The sequence below is a fragment of the Litorisediminicola beolgyonensis genome, from assembly GCF_042679605.1.
Classification (GTDB): domain Bacteria; phylum Pseudomonadota; class Alphaproteobacteria; order Rhodobacterales; family Rhodobacteraceae; genus Litorisediminicola; species Litorisediminicola beolgyonensis.
In genome coordinates this window covers 1-22,977 of the sequence record NZ_JBHTMU010000045.1, presented here as the reverse complement: position 1 = coordinate 22,977, position 22,977 = coordinate 1, and the positions used below count along the sequence as shown (strand labels likewise).

General features: G+C 64.9%; 20 protein-coding genes and 1 tRNA gene. 4 read left to right on the top strand and 17 right to left on the bottom strand.

The window, feature by feature from the left end; genetic code table 11:
* Positions 1 to 314: 314 nt before the first annotated feature.
* From rpoC to secE, 11 genes are all read right to left on the bottom strand, one after another.
* Complete coding sequence (gene rpoC / locus ACFQ4E_RS17985; RefSeq protein ID WP_386805914.1) at positions 315 to 4,568, bottom strand: DNA-directed RNA polymerase subunit beta'; 4,254 nt, start codon at positions 4,566 to 4,568, stop codon at positions 315 to 317.
* An 88-nt stretch (positions 4,569 to 4,656) separates the two neighbouring features.
* A complete protein-coding gene (gene rpoB, locus ACFQ4E_RS17980; RefSeq protein ID WP_386805913.1) occupies positions 4,657 to 8,799 on the bottom strand; it encodes a DNA-directed RNA polymerase subunit beta in 4,143 nt (1,380 codons plus the stop codon).
* Between the two features lie 513 nt (positions 8,800 to 9,312).
* Positions 9,313 to 9,696: a 50S ribosomal protein L7/L12 gene (gene rplL / locus ACFQ4E_RS17975; RefSeq protein ID WP_386805912.1), complete on the bottom strand. Its 384-nt coding sequence runs from the start codon at positions 9,694 to 9,696 to the stop codon at positions 9,313 to 9,315.
* 76 nt (positions 9,697 to 9,772) lie between these two features.
* Positions 9,773 to 10,285, bottom strand: a complete 513-nt coding sequence (gene rplJ, locus ACFQ4E_RS17970) for a 50S ribosomal protein L10 (RefSeq protein ID WP_386805911.1) — start codon at positions 10,283 to 10,285, stop codon at positions 9,773 to 9,775.
* Positions 10,286 to 10,634: 349 nt separating this feature from the next.
* Positions 10,635 to 12,410, bottom strand: a complete 1,776-nt coding sequence (locus tag ACFQ4E_RS17965; protein WP_386805910.1) for an ATP-binding protein — start codon at positions 12,408 to 12,410, stop codon at positions 10,635 to 10,637.
* 4 nt (positions 12,411 to 12,414) lie between these two features.
* Positions 12,415 to 12,912: an oxidoreductase gene (locus tag ACFQ4E_RS17960; protein WP_386805909.1), complete on the bottom strand. Its 498-nt coding sequence runs from the start codon at positions 12,910 to 12,912 to the stop codon at positions 12,415 to 12,417.
* Between the two features lie 172 nt (positions 12,913 to 13,084).
* Positions 13,085 to 13,783, bottom strand: coding sequence for a 50S ribosomal protein L1 (gene rplA / locus ACFQ4E_RS17955; RefSeq protein ID WP_386805908.1), 699 nt, complete (start codon positions 13,781 to 13,783; stop codon positions 13,085 to 13,087).
* Between the two features lies 1 nt (position 13,784).
* The gene (gene rplK, locus ACFQ4E_RS17950) at positions 13,785 to 14,234 is read right to left on the bottom strand and encodes a 50S ribosomal protein L11 (protein ID WP_386805907.1); all 450 of its coding nucleotides are present in this window, start codon (positions 14,232 to 14,234) and stop codon (positions 13,785 to 13,787) included.
* Between the two features lie 175 nt (positions 14,235 to 14,409).
* Positions 14,410 to 14,997, bottom strand: a complete 588-nt coding sequence (locus ACFQ4E_RS17945) for a YdeI/OmpD-associated family protein (RefSeq protein ID WP_386805906.1) — start codon at positions 14,995 to 14,997, stop codon at positions 14,410 to 14,412.
* Between the two features lie 6 nt (positions 14,998 to 15,003).
* Positions 15,004 to 15,537 (bottom strand): transcription termination/antitermination protein NusG, encoded by a 534-nt coding sequence (nusG, locus tag ACFQ4E_RS17940; protein ID WP_386805905.1) that lies wholly within the window; start codon positions 15,535 to 15,537, stop codon positions 15,004 to 15,006.
* 173 nt (positions 15,538 to 15,710) lie between these two features.
* Entirely contained in the window at positions 15,711 to 15,908 is a 198-nt protein-coding gene (secE, locus tag ACFQ4E_RS17935) for a preprotein translocase subunit SecE (RefSeq protein ID WP_386805904.1), read from the bottom strand.
* Positions 15,909 to 16,198: 290 nt separating this feature from the next.
* Between secE and ACFQ4E_RS17930 the strand changes: the two genes are divergently transcribed.
* On the top strand, positions 16,199 to 16,783 hold the full coding sequence (locus ACFQ4E_RS17930; protein ID WP_386805903.1) for a hypothetical protein: 585 nt from the start codon (positions 16,199 to 16,201) through the stop codon (positions 16,781 to 16,783).
* Positions 16,784 to 16,912: 129 nt separating this feature from the next.
* On the opposite strand, the gene ACFQ4E_RS17925 is transcribed toward ACFQ4E_RS17930, so the two are convergent.
* Positions 16,913 to 16,988: transfer RNA gene (locus ACFQ4E_RS17925), tRNA-Trp, on the bottom strand.
* A 472-nt stretch (positions 16,989 to 17,460) separates the two neighbouring features.
* Between ACFQ4E_RS17925 and ACFQ4E_RS17920 the strand changes: the two genes are divergently transcribed.
* From ACFQ4E_RS17920 to ACFQ4E_RS17910, 3 genes are all read left to right on the top strand, one after another.
* On the top strand, positions 17,461 to 17,694 hold the full coding sequence (locus tag ACFQ4E_RS17920; RefSeq protein WP_386805902.1) for a hypothetical protein: 234 nt from the start codon (positions 17,461 to 17,463) through the stop codon (positions 17,692 to 17,694).
* 318 nt (positions 17,695 to 18,012) lie between these two features.
* Positions 18,013 to 18,246: a hypothetical protein gene (locus tag ACFQ4E_RS17915; protein WP_386805901.1), complete on the top strand. Its 234-nt coding sequence runs from the start codon at positions 18,013 to 18,015 to the stop codon at positions 18,244 to 18,246.
* 68 nt (positions 18,247 to 18,314) lie between these two features.
* Positions 18,315 to 18,548: a hypothetical protein gene (locus ACFQ4E_RS17910; protein ID WP_386805900.1), complete on the top strand. Its 234-nt coding sequence runs from the start codon at positions 18,315 to 18,317 to the stop codon at positions 18,546 to 18,548.
* 81 nt (positions 18,549 to 18,629) lie between these two features.
* Here ACFQ4E_RS17910 and ACFQ4E_RS17905 read toward each other — a convergent pair whose 3' ends face one another.
* The 5 genes from ACFQ4E_RS17905 to ACFQ4E_RS17885 form a co-directional block, all read right to left on the bottom strand.
* Complete coding sequence (locus tag ACFQ4E_RS17905; protein ID WP_386805899.1) at positions 18,630 to 19,865, bottom strand: CoA transferase; 1,236 nt, start codon at positions 19,863 to 19,865, stop codon at positions 18,630 to 18,632.
* A 1-nt stretch (position 19,866) separates the two neighbouring features.
* Positions 19,867 to 20,715 carry an FAS1-like dehydratase domain-containing protein gene (locus tag ACFQ4E_RS17900; RefSeq protein WP_386805898.1) on the bottom strand — a complete coding sequence of 283 codons (849 nt, stop codon included), beginning with the start codon at positions 20,713 to 20,715 and terminating at the stop codon, positions 19,867 to 19,869.
* Positions 20,716 to 20,936: 221 nt separating this feature from the next.
* The gene (locus tag ACFQ4E_RS17895) at positions 20,937 to 21,698 is read right to left on the bottom strand and encodes a hypothetical protein (protein ID WP_386805897.1); all 762 of its coding nucleotides are present in this window, start codon (positions 21,696 to 21,698) and stop codon (positions 20,937 to 20,939) included.
* The gene (locus ACFQ4E_RS17890; RefSeq protein WP_386805896.1) at positions 21,685 to 22,725 is read right to left on the bottom strand and encodes a GSCFA domain-containing protein; all 1,041 of its coding nucleotides are present in this window, start codon (positions 22,723 to 22,725) and stop codon (positions 21,685 to 21,687) included. Before ACFQ4E_RS17890 ends, ACFQ4E_RS17895 begins: the two co-directional genes overlap by 14 nt.
* Before the next feature lie 173 nt (positions 22,726 to 22,898).
* Positions 22,899 to 22,977 (bottom strand): EF-Tu C-terminal domain-related protein (locus tag ACFQ4E_RS17885; protein WP_386804220.1); only part of this gene is annotated, 79 nt, incomplete at its 5' end.

Here is a 22,977-nt window from a genome sequence, read left to right as displayed (position 1 = left end):
GGCGAAAAGGCCCCCTGCCCGCTTGGCCTCTGGTTGCGCTCGGACCGGCTCACGCCAGCTGTAGACCAGGTTGTGCTGAGGGAACCGTCAGGCTCCGGGGAGGTCGATAAGCGTCCGGGTCCGCTCTTGGACACTTCTGCAGGAAGGCACGAGCCGCGACGGAACGCGGGTCCGAGACGGCACGGCGCGCCCGACAATTCACTACGGCATCGGCGTCTCGAGACGCGTCCCGTTCCATCGCACGCAAACACCGCGCACGAAAAAGCCCCCGCGCCAGAGCGCGGGGGCCTGTCATGTCAGCCGTCAGAGGCCGCTTATTCGCGGCTTTCCGGCGTATCGACCACGAGCGTGTCGAACTCGTCGCCGCCGACCACGTCATCGCTGGCAGAGCTCTCGGGCGCTGCGAGGGCAGCGGCCTGCTCGGCCTCGGCGCGGCGCGCCTCGATCACGACGTTGTCGCGGTCGGTCGCGATCTTGCGGACCTTCTGGGTCGCGCCACCGGTGCCCGCCGGGATCAGGCGGCCCACGATGACGTTCTCCTTGAGGCCCACGAGCTTGTCGACCTTTCCCTGAACCGCGCTCTCGGTGAGCACGCGGGTCGTCTCCTGGAACGAGGCCGCGGAGATGAAGGACCGGGTCTGCAGCGACGCCTTGGTGATCCCGAGAAGGATCGGTTCGCCCTGAGCCGGACGGCCGCCCTTCTTCTCGATCTTGGCGTTTGCCGCGTCGAACTCGGCCTTGTCGACATGCTCGCCCTTCAGAAGCGTGGTGTCGCCGCTGTCGAGGATCTCCCACTTCTGCAGCATCTGGCGCACGATCACCTCGACATGCTTGTCGTTGATCTTCACGCCCTGCAGCCGGTAGACGTCCTGCACCTCGTCGATCATGTAGTTCGCCAGCGCCTCGACACCCATGATGGAGAGGATGTCATGCGGCGCGGGGTTGCCGTCCATGATGTAGTCGCCCTTCTGGACATAATCGCCCTCGGCCACCGGGATGTGCTTGCCCTTGGGGATCATGTATTCCTTGGGCTCCAGGCTTTCGTCGACCGGGTCGATCGCGATGCGGCGCTTGTTCTTGTAGTCCTTTCCGAAGCGCACATAGCCGTCGATCTCGGCGATGATGGCGTGGTCCTTGGGACGACGGGCCTCGAAAAGCTCGGCCACACGCGGCAGACCGCCGGTGATGTCCTTGGTCTTCGCACCCTCGCGCGGAATACGCGCCACGACATCGCCCGCCTTGACGTCCTGACCATCCTCGACCGAGAGGATCGCGTCCACCGACATCGGGTAGGTGATCGGGTTGCCCTGATCGTTGCGCACCGGCTCGCCATCACCATCCATCAGGATGATCTCCGGCTTCAGCTCGTTGCCCTTGGGGGCCGCGCGCCAGTCGGTGACGATCTTCTGGGTCATGCCGGTGGCATCGTCGGTCTCCTCGCGGACGGCCACGCCGTTCACCAGGTCGACATGCCGTGCGACACCGTCCTTCTCGGCGATGATCGGCAGGGTGTAGGGGTCCCATTCGAACAGCTTGTCACCGCGCGACACGTCCTGCCCCTCGGTCACGAAGAGCTTGGTGCCGTAGCCGACCTTGTGGCTGGCGCGCTCTGCGCCGTGCTCGTCGACGATCCGGAGCTTCATGTTCCGGCCCATCACTAGCGTCTCGCCGGCGGCGTTCTCGAGCGTAGAGGCGTTCTCGTACTCGATCTTGCCGGACTGCGAGGCCTCGAGGAAGGACTGCTGACCACCCTGCGCCACGCCGCCGATGTGGAAGGTCCGCATCGTCAGCTGGGTGCCGGGCTCGCCGATCGACTGCGCCGCGATGATGCCCACGGCTTCGCCGGTGTTCACCATCGTGCCGCGCGCCAGGTCGCGACCATAGCACATCGCGCAGACGCCCTCTTCGGCTTCGCAGGTCAGCGGCGAACGGATCCGCGCGGTCTGCACCGCGGCGTCCTCGATCGCATCCGCCATACGCTCGTCGATCAGGGTGCCTTCCTTGATCAGCACGTCCTCGGTGCCGGGAACGAGGATGTCCTCGGCCGCAACACGGCCCAGAACGCGCTCGCCCAGCGAGGCCACGACCTCGCCGTCGTTGATCGCCGCTTCCGCGGTGATCGACCGGTCGGTGCCGCAATCCAGCATGCGGATGATGCAGTCCTGCGCCACGTCGACGAGACGACGGGTCAGGTAGCCGGAGTTCGCGGTCTTGAGCGCGGTATCCGACAGACCCTTCCGGGCGCCGTGGGTCGAGTTGAAGTATTCAAGAACGGTCAGACCTTCCTTGAAGTTCGAGATGATCGGCGTCTCGATGATGTCGCCGTTCGGCTTGGCCATCAGGCCGCGCATCCCGCCGAGCTGCTTCATCTGCGTGACCGAGCCCCGCGCACCGGAGTGGGCCATCATGTAGACCGAGTTCGGCTCGGCTTCGGCACCGTCCTCGTCGCGCTGAGCGGCCGAGATGGTCTGCATCATCGCTTCGGTGACCTTGTCGTTACATTTCGACCAGGCGTCCACGACCTTGTTGTACTTTTCGCCCTGGGTGATCAGGCCGTCCATGTACTGCTGTTCGAAGTCCTTCACCTGCTCGCGGGTCTCTTCCACGATCGGCCACTTGCCTTCGGGGATGACCATGTCGTCCTTGCCGAAGGAAATGCCCGCCTTGAAGGCCTCCTTGAAGCCCATCGACATGATCTGGTCGCAAAAGATGACCGACTCTTTCTGACCGCAGTAGCGGTAGACGGTGTCGATTACCCGCTGCACGTCCTTCTTCCGAAGGAGCGTGTTGACCAGATCGAAGGGCGCCTTGTTGTTCATCGGCAGGAGCGCGCCGAGACGCGCCCGGCCGGGCGTGGTCTCGTAGCGGGTCCAGACCTCCTGGCCCTCGCCGTCGATCTGCTTGATGCGGCAATGGATCTTGGCGTGCAGATGCACCTCGCCTGCGTTCAGCGCGTGCTCGACCTCTTCGATCGACGCAAACGCCATGCCTTCGCCCTTCATCCCCTCGCGCATCAGCGTGAGGTAGTAGAGGCCCAGAACCATGTCCTGCGACGGAACGATGATCGGCGCGCCGTTGGCGGGCGACAGAACGTTGTTCGTCGACATCATCAGGACGCGCGCTTCGAGCTGCGCTTCGAGCGACAGCGGAACGTGCACGGCCATCTGGTCGCCGTCGAAGTCGGCGTTGAAGGCCGAGCAGACCAGCGGGTGAAGCTGGATCGCCTTGCCTTCGATCAGGATCGGCTCGAAGGCCTGGATGCCGAGACGGTGCAGCGTCGGCGCACGGTTCAGGAGAACCGGGTGCTCGCGGATGACCTCGTCGAGGATGTCCCAGACCTCGGGACGCTCTTTCTCGACCAGCTTCTTCGCCTGTTTCACCGTCGAGCTGAGGCCTTTTGCCTCGAGGCGCGAATAGATGAACGGCTTGAAGAGCTCGAGCGCCATCTTCTTCGGCAGACCGCACTGGTGCAGCTTCAGCTCGGGGCCGGTCACGATGACCGAACGGCCCGAGAAGTCGACGCGCTTGCCGAGAAGGTTCTGGCGGAAGCGGCCCTGCTTGCCCTTGAGCATGTCCGAGAGCGACTTCAGCGGACGCTTGTTGGCGCCGGTGATGACGCGACCGCGGCGACCGTTGTCGAAGAGCGCGTCGACGGATTCCTGCAGCATCCGCTTTTCGTTGCGGACGATGATGTCCGGCGCGCGCAGTTCGATCAGCCGCTTGAGACGGTTGTTCCGGTTGATCACGCGGCGATAGAGGTCGTTCAGGTCCGAGGTCGCGAAGCGGCCGCCATCGAGCGGCACCAGCGGGCGCAGTTCGGGCGGGATGACCGGAACGACGGTCAGCACCATCCACTCGGGACGGTTGCCGGATTCCAGGAAGCTTTCCACGACCTTGAGCCGCTTGATGATCTTCTTGGGCTTCAGCTCGCCGGTGGCTTCCTTGAGCTCCTCGCGCAGCTTCTCGGCCTCGGCTTCGAGGTCGATCTGGGCCAGCATCTCGCGGATCGCTTCAGCGCCGATATTGGCGGTGAAGGCGTCCATGCCATAGGCGTCCTGGGCGTCCATGAACTCTTCCTCGGTCAGCATCTGACCGTAGGTGAGATCGGTGAGGCCCGGCTCGATCACCACGTAGTTCTCGAAGTAGAGAACCCGCTCGAGATCGCGCAGCGTCATGTCGAGCATCAGGCCGATGCGAGAGGGCAGCGACTTGAGGAACCAGATATGGGCGCAGGGCGCGGCCAGTTCGATATGGCCCATCCGCTCGCGGCGGACCTTCTGCAGGGTCACTTCCACGCCGCATTTCTCGCAGACGACGCCGCGATACTTCATGCGCTTGTACTTGCCGCAGAGGCACTCGTAATCCTTGATCGGGCCAAAGATACGCGCGCAGAACAGGCCGTCACGCTCGGGCTTGAACGTGCGGTAGTTGATGGTCTCGGGCTTCTTGATCTCGCCGAAGGACCAGCTGAGGATCCGTTCGGGCGACGCCAGCGACACCTTGATCTCGTCAAAGACCTTGGGCGGGGTCAGCGGGTTGAACGGGTTGTTGGTGAGTTCCTGGTTCATGTGCATTCCTTTGAAGAATGGGTGCAGAGGGACGAGCCAAGCCCCGGATATTCAGTCAGAAATCCGGGGCTCGGCGTGACGCGCGCGGTTATTCGGCGTCCTCTTCCTCCGCATCCAGGAGTTCCATGTTGAGGCCCAGACCCCGGACCTCCTTGACGAGAACGTTGAACGATTCCGGCACGCCGGCCTCGAAATTGTCCTCGCCCTTGACGATCGACTCGTAGACCTTGGTCCGGCCCGCCACGTCGTCCGACTTCACCGTCAGCATTTCCTGCAGGGTGTAGGCGGCGCCGTAGGCTTCGAGGGCCCAGACCTCCATCTCGCCGAAGCGCTGACCACCGAACTGCGCCTTGCCGCCCAGGGGCTGCTGCGTGACGAGGCTGTACGGCCCGGTCGAGCGCGCGTGGATCTTGTCGTCCACGAGGTGGTGCAGCTTGAGCAGGTACTTCACGCCCACGGTGACGGGACGCGAGAACTGCTCGCCGGTGCGGCCGTCGAAGAGGATCGACTGGCCGGAGGTGTCAAAGCCCGCCCGGGTGAGCGCGTTGTTGACATCGGCCTCCTTGGCGCCGTCGAAGACCGGCGTCGCGATCGGCACGCCACGGGTGACATTGCCTGCCGCTTCCACCAGCATGTCCTCGTCCATGCCCGAGATGCCCTCGTCGTAGACGTCGTCGCCATAGGCCTCTTTCATCGCCTCGCGCACGGGGGTCAGGTCGCCGGTGCGGCGATAGTCCTGCAGCGCCTCGTCGATCTTGAGGCCCAGACCGCGCGCGGCCCAGCCCATATGCGTCTCGAGGATCTGGCCCACGTTCATCCGGCTCGGCACGCCGAGCGGGTTGAGGCAGAAGTCCACCGGGGTGCCGTCCGCCAGGAACGGCATGTCCTCGATCGGCACGACCTTGGAGATGACGCCCTTGTTGCCGTGACGACCGGCCATCTTGTCGCCGGGCTGAAGCTTGCGCTTCACCGCCACGAAGACCTTGACCATCTTCATCACGCCCGGGGGCAGATCGTCGCCGCGGCGCACCTTCTCGACCTTGTCCTCGAACCGCGCGTCGAGCATCCGCTTCTGAGCGTCGTACTGCTCGTTCAGCGCCTCGACGATCTTGGCATCGTCCTCGTCGCCGAGGGCGAGCTGCCACCACTGGCCGCGGCTCAGGGTCGAGAGAAGCTCCTCGGTGATCTCGGAGTTCGGCTTGACGCCTTTCGGCCCCTTCACCGCGATCTTGCCGAGGATCATCGACTTCAGGCGCGCGTAGATGTTGCGGTCGAGAATGGCGAGCTCGTCGTCCCGGTCACGGGCCAGACGCTCGATCTCTTCACGCTCGATCTGCAGCGCACGCTCGTCTTTCTCGACGCCGTGACGGTTGAAGACCCGCACTTCCACGACCGTGCCGTAATCGCCCGGCTTCACGCGAAGCGAGGTGTCGCGCACGTCCGACGCTTTCTCGCCGAAGATGGCGCGGAGGAGCTTTTCCTCCGGCGTCATCGGGCTTTCGCCCTTGGGCGTGATCTTGCCCACGAGAATGTCGCCCGGCTCCACGTCGGCACCGATATAGACGATGCCCGCCTCGTCGAGGTTGCGAAGCGCTTCCTCGCCGACGTTCGGGATGTCGCGGGTGATCTCTTCCGGCCCGAGCTTGGTGTCACGCGCGGCGACCTCGAACTCCTCGATATGCACCGAGGTGAAGACGTCATCGCGGGCGATCCGCTCGGAGATCAGGATCGAGTCCTCGTAGTTGTAGCCGTTCCAGGGCATGAACGCGACGATCACGTTCTTGCCGAGAGCCAGCTCGCCCATATCGGTCGACGGACCGTCGGCGATGACCTCGCCCTTGGCCACGGTGTCGCCCACCTTCACCAGCGGACGCTGGTTGATACAGGTGTTCTGGTTCGAACGCTGGAACTTGCGCATCCGGTAGATGTCGACGCCGGCATCGCCAAGCTCGAGATCCTCGGTGGCGCGGACCACGATCCGCATCGCGTCGACCTGGTCGATGATCCCTGCCCGCTTCGCCATGATCGCAGCGCCGGAGTCGCGGGCGACGACGCCCTCGATGCCGGTGCCGACGAGCGGCGCTTCGGAGCGCAGGGTCGGCACCGCCTGCCGCTGCATGTTCGAGCCCATCAGAGCGCGGTTCGCGTCGTCGTTCTCGAGGAACGGGATCAGCGAGGCTGCAACCGACACGAGCTGCTTCGGCGACACGTCGATCAGGTCGACCGTCTCGTTCGGAGCCAGCGTGTAGTCGCCCGCCTGGCGGGTGGACACGAGGTCGTTCACGAAGCGCATGTTCTCGTCGAGGTTGGCGTTCGCCTGCGCCACGGTGTGGCGCATTTCCTCGGTCGCGGACATGTAGTGAACCTCGTCGGTCACCTGCCCTTCCTTGACCACGCGATACGGGGTCTCGATGAAGCCGTACTTGTTCACCCGCGCGAAGGTGGCGAGCGAGTTGATCAGGCCGATGTTCGGACCTTCCGGCGTTTCGATCGGGCACATCCGGCCGTAATGGGTCGGGTGCACGTCGCGAACCTCGAAGCCTGCGCGTTCGCGGGTCAGACCGCCCGGCCCGAGGGCCGAGAGACGACGCTTGTGCGTCACTTCCGACAGCGGGTTGGTCTGGTCCATGAACTGCGACAGCTGCGAGGAGCCGAAGAACTCGCGCACCGCGGCCGCGGCGGGCTTCGCGTTGATCAGGTCCTGCGGCATGACCGTGTCGATCTCGACCGAGGACATGCGCTCCTTGATGGCGCGCTCCATCCGCAGAAGGCCGACGCGATACTGGTTCTCCATCAGCTCGCCGACGGACCGCACCCGGCGGTTGCCGAGGTGGTCGATGTCGTCGATGTCGCCGCGACCGTCGCGCAGGTCGACGAGCGCCTTGATGCAGGCGACGATGTCCTCGCGGTCCAGCGTGCGCTGGGTGTCCGGCTTGTCGAGATTGAGGCGCATGTTCATCTTCACGCGGCCCACGGCCGAGAGGTCGTAGCGCTCGCTGTCGAAGAAGAGCGTGTCAAAGAGCGCCGAAGCGGCCTCGACCGTCGGCGGCTCGCCCGGACGCATGACGCGGTAGATGTCCATGAGCGCGGTTTCGCGGTTCATGTTCTTGTCCTGCGCCATGGTGTTCCGCATGTACGGGCCCACGGTGATGTTATCGATGTCGAGGACGGGGATCTCGGTGATCCCGGCATCGACGAGCTCCTTGAGGGAGCCGCCGGTGACCTCGCCGTCCTTGTCGACCGTCCAGGTCAGCTCGTCGCCGGCCTCGACATAGATCGCACCGGTCTCTTCGTTGATGATGTCCTTGGAGACAAAGCGGCCGACGATCTGCTCGAAGGGCACGAGCAGGTTCTGGACGTTGCCGTCGTCGATCAGCTTCTTGACCGCGCGCGGGGTCACCTTCTTGCCGGCCTCGGCGATGACCTCGCCGCTATCGGCATCCACGAGATCGTAGGTCGGACGGGTGCCGCGCACCCGCTCGGGGAAGAAGCGGGTCTTCCAGCCTTTGCCGCGCTCGAGCGTGTAGGACACGGTGTTGTAATACGCGTCCATGATCGCTTCCTGGTCGAGACCAAGAGCGTAGAGAAGCGTGGTCACCGGCAGTTTCCGGCGACGGTCGATCCGGGCGAAGACGATGTCCTTGGCGTCGAACTCGAAATCCAGCCAGGAGCCGCGATAGGGAATGATCCGGCAGGCGAAGAGCAGCTTGCCCGAGGAATGGGTCTTGCCCTTGTCATGGTCGAAGAACACGCCGGGCGACCGGTGCATCTGGGAGACGATGACCCGCTCGGTGCCGTTGACGATGAAGGTGCCGTTCGGCGTCATCAGGGGCATGTCACCCATGAAAACGTCCTGCTCCTTGATGTCCTTGACCGATTTCGCGCCGGTATCCTCGTCGATATCGAACACGATCAGACGCAGCGTCACCTTGAGCGGCGCCGAGTAGGTCATGTCGCGCTGCTGGCACTCTTCGACGTCGTATTTCGGCTTTTCCAGCTCGTAGGAGACGAACTCGAGAACCGAGGTCTCGTTGAAATCCTTGATCGGGAAGACCGACTGGAAGACGCCCTTGATGCCCTCGCCATCGGCAGGCTCGGGCTGGTCGCCGGATTTCAGGAACAGGTCGTAGGAGCTTTTCTGAACCTCGATGAGGTTCGGCATCTCCAGCACTTCGCGGATTTTGCCGTAATATTTGCGAAGACGTTTCTGGCCAAGGAAACTTTGCGCCATGTGGGGGTCGCCCTTTCGATTTTCTCTGCCCGAATGCGCACGCTGCCGGGGTTCAGCGGCGCAGTCACGTCAGTGACGGCGTGGAGGGAATCTATTCTCGTCGCGCGTCCCACCGCGCAACTCTCGATCCCGACACTCCAGCCTTGGGAAACTTCGCGCTTCTGGCGAGGCTTCCCGAGACAGGCGTGTGTCATATCCGATGGTCGACTATGCGGGTGCATGGTTGAGGTGAATGGCGGGGCTACCTCGCGGTCCGGAATAGGCGACGTGCGGATTCGAATCGACCGAACCCGCGCGAGGCTTCCGAATATTCCGTAAAGCAGACGGGCGCAACCCCACCCACGGGGAACCGCGCCTAAAAACGCCTCAACCATGCCAACTAAAGAGCCTGCCGTCAAGAAGCGCCTGAAAAGCCATGACGATCACGCCCCGGGTGCGGCGCATGGACGGTGTTGCACCTACGAAAACGGGCGCCCCGGAAGGGACGCCCGCACTTTCGGGAAACCCGAAAGATTACTTGAGTTCCACCTCGGCGCCGGCTGCTTCCAGCTTCGCCTTGATGTCCTCGGCCTCTTCCTTCGAGACCTGCTCCTTGACGGCCTTGCCGCCGGCTTCGACCAGTTCCTTGGCTTCCTTGAGGCCAAGACCGGTGATGCCGCGAACTTCCTTGATCACGTTGATCTTGGAGGCGCCGGCCGACTTCAGGATGACGTCGAACTCGGTCTGCTCTTCGGCAGCCGCGCCACCGGCGTCGCCGCCTGCGGGGCCGGCCATCATGACAGCGCCGCCAGCGGCGGGCTCGATGCCATACTCGTCCTTGAGGATGGTTTTCAGTTCCTGTGCCTCGAGAAGGGTCAGACCCACGATCTCTTCGGCGAGTTTTTTCAGATCAGCCATTGTGACTTCTTTCCGTATCTAGATGTGTTCCAACGTCGGCTCGGGTGAGCGCATACGCATGGTCTCATGGGTGCCGTCAGGCCGCCTTTTCCTCGATGGTCGAGAGGATGGAGGCGATATTCGACGCAGGCGCACCGATCGCACCGGCGATGTTCGAAGCAGGCGCGCCGATGCAGCCGGCGATGGAAGCGATGAGCTCCTCGCGCGACGGCATTTTCGACACGGCCTCGACACCGGCCCGGTCCAGGGCGGTCTCTCCCATGGCCCCGCCAAGGATTTCGAACTTGTTGTTCTCCTTGGCGAAGTCCTCGACCACCTTGGCAGCTGCCACGGGGTCTTCGGAATAGGTGAGGACCGTCATGCCCGTGAGGAAGTTGGCGATGGACGCGCAGGGCTTCCCGTCTAGGGCGATCTTAGCGAGCCTGTTCTTGGCGACGCGAACGGAGCTGCCGTTGGCGCGTGCGCGCCCCCGCAGATCCTGCATCTCGGCAACCGTGAGGCCTTCGTAATGGGCAACCACGACGACGCCAGAGCTTTCGAAGATCTGGCCGAGTTCCTCGACCACTTTCTCTTTCTGGGCTCTATCCACAGTTTCACTCCAATTGTTGGAGGGGGCGACCCCTCCGGCTCTTGTCGGCCGGGACATCCCGGCCAGTCAGGTCCGATTCGGGTCGTCACAATCGTGGATCCGAGCGCCAGAAGCGGCACGCGGCGGAACGATTTGTCTCTTCCCGTCTCAGGCAGGACTTAGCGGATCGCTCCAGCCCACCGTCTCGGACGAATTGAGGGCGCCTGCGAATCTCGCCGACGCTCTCGTGTGCTGCGCTTAGAGGGTTTCGCCGGACTTGTGAAGGGGCTGGGACGAGAATCTCCGCCCCGGTCGTCAAGGTCGGTTTCCGACCCCACGATCACTGCCTGCCGCGTGCCCCCTGCCCCGCTCACGCCGCGGCCGCGGGCGGCCCCTGCATGCTGGCATAGAGCTCGGCCTTGCGTACCGGTTTGACCAGCACGTCGTCCATGCCCGCCGAGAGATATTCGGCGCGCTGATGCACCATCGCGTTGGCGGTCACTGCGACGATGCGGGACGGCGTGCGCGAGGCGGCGGCCTCGGCCCAGCGGATATGCCGGGTTGCGGTGACGCCGTCGAAATCCGGCATCTGGATGTCCATCAGGATGACGTCGAAGCTGCGCGCCCCGGCCTGCCTGACCGCGTCTCGGCCTGAGACCGCGAACATCGTGTCGCATCCCGCGGGCGCGAGAAACCGGCCCAGCAGCGCGCGATTGGTGGCGTTGTCGTCCACGACGAGCACGCGGAGCCCGGCCAATCCGTCCCTGTCGCCGGCGCGGACTGGTGCTTCGGGTCTCGCGCTGTCGGCGGCCCGTCGGAGCGGCAAGAGCACACTGAAAATCGCGCCCTGTCCCGGCACGGAGGTCACATCGAGCGACCCGCCCATCCCTTCGCAGAGCTGCCGCGAGATCGCGAGGCCGAGCCCGGTCCCGCCCTGTTTGCGGGTCGTTCCATCGTCGATCTGGCTGAACGGCTTGAAGATCACCTCTCGTGCGCTTTCGGAAAGGCCGCACCCGCTATCCGTCACGTCGATCCGCAGCTGACCGCCCTCGGTCTCGCGCGCGGTGATCGCGACGGCACCCTGGTCGGTGAACTTGATGGCGTTCGACAGAAGGTTGTGCAGGACCTGCCGCAATCGCTGCGGATCGCCCATGATGTCGCTCGGCACATTCGGGTCGATGTCGAGCAGCAGCTCCAGCCCCTTTTCCCGCGCGCTGGCCGCGAAGAGCGCCCGGGTCGCAGCGACCTCGTTCCTGAGATCGAAGGGCACATCCGCGATCAGCATCTCCCCGGCCTCGATCTTCGAGAGGTCGAGGACGTCGTTCAGGGTGGCAAGCAGGATCTCTCCTGACGCCTCGATGACCGCCACGCAGTCGCGCTGTTCCGGCGCGAGGCTGCCCTCGGACAATTCCGATGCCATGCCGAGGATGCCGTTCAGCGGCGTGCGAATCTCGTGGCTGACATTTGCCAGGAACCGGGTCTTCGCGGCGCTGCTTTGGGCGGCCTGCTCCCTGAGCTTGCGCTCCCGACGCTGATCCCGAGCCGACAGCACCAGCTCGGCAATGACATAGGCAAAAAGCAGCAGGATTAGGCCGCCGACCACCGCATCCGTCGCCGCGCCGCGCTCGGGCACGCCCTTGAGCTCGGACCCAGGACCCGCGGCGTGACGACCGGCAAAGCGATCGACCCATTGCACGCGGAGCCGTTGCGCAAAATCCGCTAGAGCGATCCGCACCTCCGGCATGCTCTCGCGCGTCATGCGGCCGCTCGTTCCCGCGATCTCGACATCGAGACGTTCGAGAAAGGCGCGGTAATCCGCCAGGATCAGGTTCAGCCCGGGCAACTGCCCGGCTTCGCTTTCCTCCGCGACGATCAACCGGCTCCAGAGGAGGTCGAGCCGCAAGGTGATCTCCTCGGCCTCGACGGAGCCTCGCAGATTGTCGGCGAGTGCCTCCGAGAGGCGCTGCGTCTCGAAGATGAGCTCGGACATCTTCCAGGACAGCGTCGTGGCAGAATTGATCGAGCGGATCTTGCGTTCGTGCTGGGCCGTCTGGCCCGCATTGATCGCAAAGACCAGCGCCACCGCGATGCAGAGCGCGATGATCGCGCGGGGCGCGCGGGCCTGATCTCGGAGGATGGAGATCATCGGGTCAATCGGTCACGTGCAACCGCGACAGTTGCCAGATCATCTCGCCATCGAAGCGCTTGTCCTCCGCACCGTCGCGGTCGAGCGGAAAGACGACCCAGATCGGCCCCTTCTCGCGCACGGACATGGCGCGCCCGTCGTGATCGAGCGCCAAGATGACGCCGTGCCGGAAGGCGTATTCTGCGGGAAAGCGGATCTCGTAGCCGTTGAGGGCCGTGAGTTTGAGAGTGTTCCCGGCAAATTCCACCGCATCGAGAAGCGACGCCAGGGTCGGCCCGGCGAAGCGCTGCGGCCCGGTGGTGAAAGAGGTATGTGTCTCGATCTCCTGCCAGTCCAGCCGCTCGAGAAGGGCGCGGTCGAACCGGGCGGCGTCGCCGTCATTGGTCTGGGCGATATTGCCCGTGACGGTCAGGATTGCTCGGCCCTCGGGCGCATCGAGCGCGACAACAGGTGCCGCGAGGCACAGGACCATGGCACAGAGAACGCTGACAAAACGCGGCATCGGACCCTCCTTTCAGGGATCTGGATCGACTATCTCGCCAGTCCGATACCACGGGAAGTCCTAACAGCAGGTTTCGCGCGACGCGCACGCCGACCGATTGCCCTGGAAACGAAAACGGCCCCGGGAGATGTCCCGGGGCCGCTCTCTTGAATTACCGAAGAACCGGAAAGGCTCAGTTGCCGGTCGCGTTGGTCACGTCGACGGTCACGCCCGGGCCCATGGTCGAGGACAGCGAGACCTTCTTCATGTAGGTGCCCTTGGCGCCGGTCGGCTTGGCCTTGGCCACCGCGTCGACAAAGGCGCGGATGTTTTCCACCAGCTTGGTCTCGTCGAAGGAGGTCTTGCCCACACCGGCGTGAACGACGCCGGCGCGCTCGGCCTTGAACTGGACCTGGCCGCCCTTGGCAGCCTTGACGGCCTCGGCAACATCCATGGTCACGGTGCCGACCTTGGGGTTCGGCATCAGGTTCCGCGGGCCGAGCACCTTACCGAGACGGCCGACGATCGGCATCATGTCCGGCGTGGCGATGCAGCGATCGAACTCGATGGTGCCGCCCTGGACGGTCTCCATCAGGTCCTCCGCGCCGACGATATCGGCGCCCGCTTCCTTGGCCTCGTCCGCCTTGGCGCCACGGGCGAAGACGGCGACGCGCACGGTCTTGCCGGTGCCGTTCGGCAGACCCACAACACCACGGACCATCTGGTCGGCGTGGCGCGGATCGACGCCGAGGTTCATGGCGATCTCGACGGTTTCATCGAACTTCGCGTTGGAGTTCGACTTGATCAGGCTCACGGCTTCTTCGACCGTGAGGTTTTCCTTGCCCTCGAAGGCCTCGCGGGCGGCGCGGGTGCGTTTTCCGAGCTTTGCCATCTTACTTCACCTCGATGCCCATGGACTTCGCCGAGCCCAGAATGATCTTCATCGCCTGCTCGACGGAGTTCGCCGAGAGGTCCTTCATCTTGGCTTCCGCGATCTCGCGCACCTGCTTCTGGCTGACGGTGGCGATGGTCTCACGGCCCGGGTTCTCGGCGCCGCGCGGACGGTTCCGCTTGCCGACGGGCTTCAGACCGGCCGCCTTTTTCAGGTAGTAGGACGCCGGGGGCGTCTTGATGTCCATCGTGAAGGACTTGTCCTGATAATAGGTGATCACGGTCGGGCACGGAGCGCCGGGCTCCATGTCCTGCGTCTTGGCGTTGAACGCCTTGCAGAATTCCATGATGTTGATGCCGCGCTGACCGAGCGCGGGGCCCACGGGCGGGCTCGGGTTGGCCTGGCCGGCCTTGATCTGCAGCTTCATCTTGCCAGCGAGCTTCTTGGCCATCTGGCGTCTCCTTTTCCAACGGCCTCGGGGCGCGCCCCTCGGCGATTTGCGTGGCGTGGTCAGGTCCGGACATCGCGATGCCCTCGCCTCCCACGAATGTGCCGTGACGGGCACGACAGAGCGCGCGCATACATCGGCCTGCCGGGTATTGCAAGCATCGAGGTCGCCCGAAGGACTACCGGTCGTGAAGACCCCGCCCGGCGAGGATCGCATCCCGGTGGCGCTCGACCCGCGCTGCGCGCGTGGCCGATTGCTTCGCGCCCGAGAAATAAAGCACGTAGCCGCGCCTCCGCCCCGGGGTCAGCACCTCCCAGGCGTCTCGCAGCGCGTCGTCGCCGTCGAGCGCGTCGATCAGTTCCTGCGGCAGGTCGAGCTCAACGGGCGGCGGATCGACGGTGTCGCCCCGACGAGCGATCTCTACCGCCTGACGGATCAAGGCACGGAAAGCGTCCTCCTGCCGCGCGATCTCTTCGGCGCTGGTCGCATGCACATATCGTCCGAAGCGCGAATTGGGCCCCGGTGCGTGCAGGAGATCATCCGGATCCTCAAGAAGGACGCCCTTGAAGAACGTCATCCGCGCTCCGCTGCTGTAGCCGCCGAGGATCGCGACGTTGCGGTCATGCGCCATGAAACAGGGGGCGCGCCACTTCAGCGCCTCGGTCAGGCCCTCTGAAAGCAAAAGCGCGCGGAACGCTTGAAGCTCCGCGCGCCAGGGACGCTCTTTCGCGAGGTAGCGGTCGATCCGAGGATCCGCGCCACCCATTCTGGGTCAGCCCTGCTTGGTGACCTGCGTGAATTCCAGTTCGACCGGCGTCTCGCGGCCGAAGATCGAGACCGACACCCGGAGGCGCTGGTTCTCTTCGTCGACACCCTCGACCATGCCGTCGAAATCCTCGAACGGGCCGTCGTTGACCTTGACCTTCTCGCCGACCTCGAAATGGATCAGCGTCCGCGGGCTCTCTTCGCCCTCCTGGACACGGCCGAGGATCGCCTGCACCTCGGCATCGCGCATCGGCATCGGGCGCCCCTGCGGTCCGAGGAAGCCGGTGACCCGGTTGATCGAGTTGATCAGGTGATAGCCCGCGTCGGACATCTCCATGCGCACGAGCACGTAGCCGGGCATGAACCGACGCTCGGTCGGAACCTTCTTGCCGCGGCGCACCTCGATGACCTCTTCGGTCGGAACCAGCACTTCTTCGATCTGATCCTCGAGGCCCTGTTCGACCACTGCCTGCCGGATCTGTTCGGCGATCTTCTTCTCGAAGTTCGAGAGCACGCTCACCGAATACCACCGCTTCGCCATCTGGCCCTGTCCCCTGTCTGTCTCGTTCGTCGCCTGCGGGCTCGCGTCGCGTGCACACGTCCGGCGTAAAAGAAAACCGGCGCGCAACTCGAATCGTTGCACGCCCGGTCGTGAAGGTCCGTGTCCCCTACCCAAGCCCCCCGTGGAATTCAAGAGGCCCCGGGTGTCGGGGATCAGCCGAAAATGCCTAGGACGGCCGTGAGCCCGCTGCGGATCACCAGATCCACCAGCGCAAAGATCGTGGCCGCGATGGTTGCGAGCACCAGCACCATGACCGTCGTCAGAAGAACCTCGCGGCGGGTCGGCCACACGACCTTCGCGATCTCGGCTCTCGTCTGCTGAATGAACTGGATCGGATTGGTTCTGCCCATGTCGGTCCTCTGCACAATGACGCCGCGCAGATACGCCCAAGCCTCCCGCGATTCAAGGCCGAGTTCGGGTTTCGCCCTGCCCTTCCGCAAAGCGAAGCAGCCCCGCGCGGCCCATAATGACCTGATCAGAGCATCCCCAAAGGTTTCAAGACGCGAAATTGTTCCGAAACTCACACGGAGATTACAGTTTTGTCATCTGCACGAAAATCGGGAAACTTTTCCGCCGTCGGTCGGTTGTGAGGGCATACCGGATGCAAAACCGCATCCCGGAAGACGAAAGGACTATCACGATGAAACGCTTTATGATCGCCACCGCCATGACCCTCTCGATGTCGACCGCTGCGTTCGCGGCCACCGACGCAGAGATCGCAAGCATTCAGCAGTACATGCCCGACGCCAACGTCGCCGCCTGGAGCGACGCCGATGTTGCCGCGGCCATGAACGTCATCTCCGGCAACGAGTCGCGCAGCACGATCGTGTCGCAGCTGAACGCACTCTATGGCGCACCGACCGCCACCAGCCCCGCGATGATCACCGAAGAAGAGAAAGCGTCGCTCGACCAGTACGTGACCGGCGTTGACTACAGCAAGCTGCCGCAGGCAACCGTCGACGCAGCTCTCGCAGCATCGACCTCGGAAATGTCCGCCAGCGACCGCGAAGCCCGCGTGACGGCCATCCTGACCGGCGACGCAACTCCGATGGGCTCGGAAGGCAACACCGCCACCGCAGCTGAAGTCGCAACCATCAACGCTTACGCTCCGTCGATCGACGTCTCGTCGCTGACCGACGCCGAAGTGAACACCGCGATGAACGTGATCTACTCGGAAGAGAACCGCGACGACGTCGCATCGCGCCTCGAGTCGCTCTTCAACTAAGAGTTCTCACCGGCGTGCAGGCGGAGACGCCTGCTACAGGGGCTGTGCCATTGGCGCAGCCCTTTTTTCTGTGCGCGACACGGGCCTCGAGAGGCCGGTCTCCGCGTCGTCTTGATGTGCGAGAGGGAATGGCAGGGGCAGCAGGGTTCGAACCCGCGACCTACGGTTTTGGAGACCGTCGCTCTACCAGCTGAGCTATACCCCTAGTCCGGAACTTCGGATAGCGAAGCCGCCTCGCAACTTCAAGCCGGAATCAGCCGCATCGACGCGAGTTTGGACACGGGCCCTACGGCCCTGCAGCCCACATCCCTGCCGAATTTCGGTTTCAGTGCATCACCGCGCCGAGAGAATTGCCGTTTCTATGTTTCGTTCGAAATTACACAGTCACGGTGCAGCCTGCAGGTTCGGCACCATCCCAGCGCCCTTCTCACGCCTGCGTCGCGGCGGTGTGCGGCAGCCCGTCGCAGGGATCACCCTTATTTCATGGATTTTCAGTCATTTATCCAACCCCTTTGATCGCCACGCATCACGTTCAAGTCCACGTTTTCGAGAGCATCTCGAGAGAACGGCGTGATTTGCGATGTCCGCGGCCCGGGCCCAAGTCTCGGTCATCGGACACAGCGTCCGGCTCACACGGCGCCAGACGGCGCATCGCAACACACTGAAAGGACTGACCCATGAAAACGCTTCTCGCTCTCACCGCCCTCTCCATCGCTACCATCGGCGGCGCCGCCAACGCAATGGCGCCCTCCTCGTCCGCCGAGCTGACCATCGAGCGCTACGTTCCCGGCGCCGACGTGAAGGCCCTGAGCGAAGCCGAGGTTGCCGCGGTTCTGAACGTCATCAACTCGACGGACAGCCAGAGCGACGCCCGCTCGCAGGCCGCCGCTCTGATCCGCGCCTTCCAATAAGCGCTCTGGCCCCTGTGACCCCGGTCACAGGGGCCGCTACGTTTGCACGTCCTTCCATAGACCGACTCGGCATCTTCGTGTTATGTAAAGAATACGGTCGATCATTTCTCCGACCAGGAAGACCCGAACCAGCCGTCGAAGCCTCCAGACCGAAGCGGAGCATTTTCCGCCCAGGCCATGCGCTTCCAGTTTTTTTCCGGAGCATTTGCTCCACCCCCGTGGTGACGCTGGAACGGACATTACACGTGACTTCATTTCAATCGCGCTTGGCCTCGCCACGCGCCCCGCTCCTTCGCGGGATGACGAAAGGACTTGCCAATGAAACCACTTCTCTTCTCGGTCGCGTACGCGGTCACGGCGCTTGCCGGTGCCGCCAGCGCCCTGGCGCCGCCACTGTCGCCAACCTTGACGATCGACCTACTGCCACCCCTGGCCGAACTCGATGGCCTGACCGAGGTGGAGGTCGACGCGATCATCGACCGTTTGAACGGCACCGATGATGTCGGAGACCGGCACGCACGGCTCGACGCCCCGGCGCACTCCCTGCGCTGATCCACACTTTGCCGCGCCGCATTCCGCGCACGGCCTCACACCAAACTCATTTTTGAAGGATTGAACCCATGAAAACCCTTTTCACCCTCACCGCCGTCTCCCTTCTCGCCATCGCCGGTGCCGCGTCCGCCATGGCACCCTCGGATGTCGACGCGAGCCAGGTGCAGAAGATCGCACCCGGAGCGGACCTGACCGGTCTGAGCGATGCAGAGGTCGCCGCCGTGATGAACGCGATCCGCTCCACCGAGAGCGTGTCGGACACCCGCGCCTACGTCACCTCGCTCCTGAAGGCGTTCCAGTAATCCCCGAAGGGGCCGGTCTCTCCCAAGCGGCCCCTCCACCCACGTGCCGATCCCGTCCTGCGGGATCGGCATTTTCTCGGGTCACGCCGCGCTGCGGGTGACCCGGCGGCTGTTCTCGACGATGCCCTTGTCGAAGAGCTGCTGGATCTCGGTGTCGCAGAGCCCTGCAACCGTCGACAGAACCTCCTCTGTATGCGCCCCAAGCTCCGGTGCGGCGGTCGGCGTCTCCCGCGAGAACTCCGAGAAGGTCACGGGCGCGCCCGGCACCGGGAAGCGGCCAAGCCCGGGCTGGATCATGTCGGTGAAGAGCGGGTTGTCTTCCGAGAGGTCCGGATCTTCCGCGAGGGCTTGCGGAACGGTCCGGAACGGTGCCCAGGTCACCCCGGTCGCCTCGAGCGCCCGGGACACCTCGGAGAGCGGTCGTTGCGCGAACCAAGGCGCAAGCGTCGCTGTGATCCGCGCGCGCAACTCGAAGCGAACGCCTTCGTCGCGCAGGTCCTGACCCGTATCGGCGGCCAGCCGCGTCATCAGGTCCGCACTGTCGGTGGCTTTCACCAGGTTCTTCCACTGACGGTCGGTGAGGCCGATCACCATGACCCGCCGCCCGTCGCTGCACAGGAAATCCTGACCATAGGCGCCGAAGAGCGCGTTGCCCGACTTCGTGCGCGCCTTGCCCGAGAGCGCCGCCTCGCCGATCAGACCCAGATGCCCGATCGTCGCCGCCGCGATGTCCTTGAGGCTCAACTCGACATCCTGACCGACGCCGTGGCGCAACCGGTGGCGCTCTGCCGCGAGAAGCGCGTTGACCACGTGCCCTCCGGCCGCGACATCCCAGGCTGGCAGCGCATGGGCGACAGGCGCCTCATGCCCCTCGGGGCCTGTCATGTCGGGAATGCCGAGCGCCGGGTTCACGGTATAGTCGACCTGCGGGTTGCCGTGGCGGTCACCCATCAGCGTCACCTGGATCAGGTCCGAGCGATGCTGCGACAGGGTCACGTGATCCATCCAGCCGCGCACGCGCAGGTTGGTGATGAAGAGACCCGCGTCTTCACCCGGCGCGGTGATGATCCGGGTGATCAACTCGCGGCCCTCGTTGGTCTTCATGTCGACCGCGACGGATTTCTTGCCCTTGTTGAGCCCCGCCCAGAAGAGGCTCCGCCCCGACGGAGCCAGCGGCCAGCGCCCGGCATCGAGCCCGCCGCCGATCCGGTCGAAGCGGATCACCTCGGCGCCCATCTGCGCCAGGGTGAGCCCCGCGAGGGGGACCGCGACGAAGGCAGAGCCCTCGACCACGCGCATGCCTTTCAGAATACCCATATCAGCGATCCTCCCATTCGGCGGTGGCTTGCAGCCCCTGGTTTTCAGTGCCGCGCGCGGTGCAGAGGCGCAGCTGTCCCGGCCCGGCCTCTTCGGCGAGAAGCCGCATGTCGCGGTCGTGGAACATCGGATGCACCCCGCGGAACCGGAAGCGGTCCGGGGCGCGGCCCATATGCTCGGTCCCGATCTGGGCGAGCATCATCGCCTGCAGGGGCCCGTGCACGATGAGGTTCGGGTATTTCTCGACATCGCGCGCATAGGCGAGATCGATATGGATGCGGTGCGCGTTGAAGGTGCAGGCTGAGAAGCGGAAGAGCAGCGCCTCCGAGACCGGAACACGGCGCTCCACGAGCGGGGCTTCCGGTGGCGCGACGGGTTTCGGAGCACGGAACCGGTCCAGCATCTTCAGGTAGACGATGTCCTGCGTCTCGCGGATCGCCAACCCCGCTTCACCGGCGATCTCATGCGCGACGGTGACGAAGCACATGTTGCCGGTGGAGCCTTCCTTCATCGCGACGTTCTCGATCCGGCTGTGCCGGGTCAGGCGCTCGCCGACGCTGAGGGGCTTCAGGAACTCGAGCGCCCCCGCCGCCCACATGCGGCGCGGCAGCGGTACGGGCGGCAGGAAGCCTCCGAGCCGCGGGTGACCATCCTCGGAAAGCTCGCGCATCGGCACCGTGGGCAGAAAGGCGATCCAGTGCCAGAGCGCGGGCAGCCTGTCGCCGAACCGAGGCGCGGTCGCACCCGCATCAGAGAGCGTGGCGGCCAGCATCGCCGCCTGGATTTCCTCGACCCGGCCCTGGGCGGTCTCTTCGCGTCCAATCCAGTCGGTGACGGCTATCTCGGCCATGTCGCCCAGGCTCCAAATCTGTGTTCACTATAGGAAACTTGCCGGGGCGGCCGGAAAAATCAAATAATATTATAGCCTTATGGGAATACCATGGTATGCCGAACCGGTGCCGCAGCGCAGCGCCGACCTTTCCCGGTCTGAAAACACGGGGCTTTCGAGTGCTGTAGCGCAGCGCTTCCCGGTAAGCCTTGCGTCAGAATGTCTCGGGTCGGCCCGCGCGCTCAGGCCGCGTCAGCCGCTCCTGCCGCCCGGTCTTCCTCCGCCAGGAGCAGATCGAAAAGACGCCCCGCGAACTCCGCGTTCATGTGCAGGGGATCGCCCGGATGCTGCTGCCAGCGCGCGTGAGTAAAGGCGCCCTCGGTGATCGTGTCTTCCGGCTGGAAGAGCAGCGTCACGCCTTCCGCCGCGGCCGCGTCGCACAAGAGCGCTCGCGCCCTGTCGCGATGCGCGGGCTCTGCCAGCCGCGCGCCCGGATGGCGCTGGATCAGCTCCGCCGAGCGGTGGGCGGGATCCTCGGTCCAGGCGTAGAGCGGCGTCGGCGCAACATAGACGCGGTGCCGCCCGAGCGCCGCGATGGCGCGCGCGGCGGTGATCGTCCGGAACGAACTCAGGAACCGGCGCACCTGCAGATCCAGAAGCGCGGCGCTCATGGCATGATCCGGCGAGGCCAGTGCTTCGAGCACGGGCAGGAAGAACCGCGGCGAGGACAGGCGCGCCCCGTAGATCAGGAGCGCGTCGAACGCGTCGATGGGCAATTCGCGCCGCTGGCCGTTGACCTTGAGCACCATCTCCTCGGTCTCCGTGTCACGGCATCGGAACAGGCCGTCGACATAGTCGATCTTGCGGAAGGCCGAGCCGGGTGCGCCGAATAACTCCACCTCGAACCTCTGGCCCAGGGCGTGTCCGGCATCGAGCGCGCGCTTCGGGGCCGAGAGATGGCTGTCACCGAGGATGCAGAGACGCGGACGATCAGGCAAAGGCATCGAGCATCGCCTCTTCGCAGGTGACCGCCGAGGCAGGAACGAATTTCAACCGCTGCGCCCGGCGCTGCTGGCGGATGGTCGGAGGGGGCCCGCCGAAGACGTGGCGCAAGACCGTGTCGACGCCCTCCTGCGTCACCTCGCGGCGGTTCGGCGCGAAAAAGCGCCCCTCCCAGACCGGATTGGTGATGATCTCATAGGACGGGAAATATTCGGTCAGCGGATCACGCAGCGCCACCTCCCCGGCCACGGCCCGGAGCACGGCCTTGGAGTGAGACGTGGCGACGAGCACATGCTGCCCCGAGGCGGTGGCGGTCAGGGGCACCGGCGAGACGGTCAGCAGCACGCGCAGCCCCGGCCTCACGGCGCGCAGAAGATCGAGCGCCCGGGTCAGGTGATGCGCCGTCGAGACGGTGTCGTGATTGCGGAAGACATGGCGGTCGGGATCGAACCCCGTCCCTGGCGTGGTGCCCGGACAGAGCGCGTATTCCAGACCGGTCTCGGCATTCACCCAATGCTCGGTGAGGCCCAGGGTGAAGACGAACAGCTCGGTCCGCGCGAGCGCCCGGCGCCAGGCGGCCAGCGTCGCGTGACGCGCGGCGCGCGCCTCGGCCTCGGACGCGAAACCGTCGGGTTCGATCATCGGGCGCAGCGGGTCGTAGACACGGCCCCCGTCATGCCAGAGCTCGTCCGCCACTGGCGCGGTGCCGAAGGCCATGTCGAGCCATTGGCACAGCATGGACGGTGTGTAGACATTGCCGGTCCGGACCGAGACCGCGTTGAACCCGAAGGCACGCGCCTCGTCCTCCGAGAGAAGCGGCGGTGCGGGCTCTTCCTCGATCCAGGCATAGCCGCGGGCCGCGAAGGCACGCCCGATGTGCTGGGCGAAGCAGCTGCCGGAGGTGAAGATCCGGGCGTCCTTCTGCGGAAGCGTGATCTGCGCCAGGCCGGTGATCCCGCCAGGACCGGGCTCGGTCACGGCACGGCGCCAGAAGGCCTCGGGCCCGAAGCGTGCGTAAGGATGTGTCATCGTGCTGCTCGACGTTTTCGCGGTTCCTAGCGCGCCGCCCCTCCTTCGGTCGAGACGACCCGCACGCGGAACCGTTTCCCTGTGCAGCCGGGACACAAGAAAAGGGCCGCGCCTTTCGGCGCGGCCCTCTGGATAGCTGGTTGCGGGACGCGCGAGTCGCGTCCCGTCCGAAGTTACTCGACGATCTTGGAGACGACGCCGGAGCCGACGGTGCGGCCGCCTTCGCGGATGGCGAAGCGGAGGCCGTCTTCC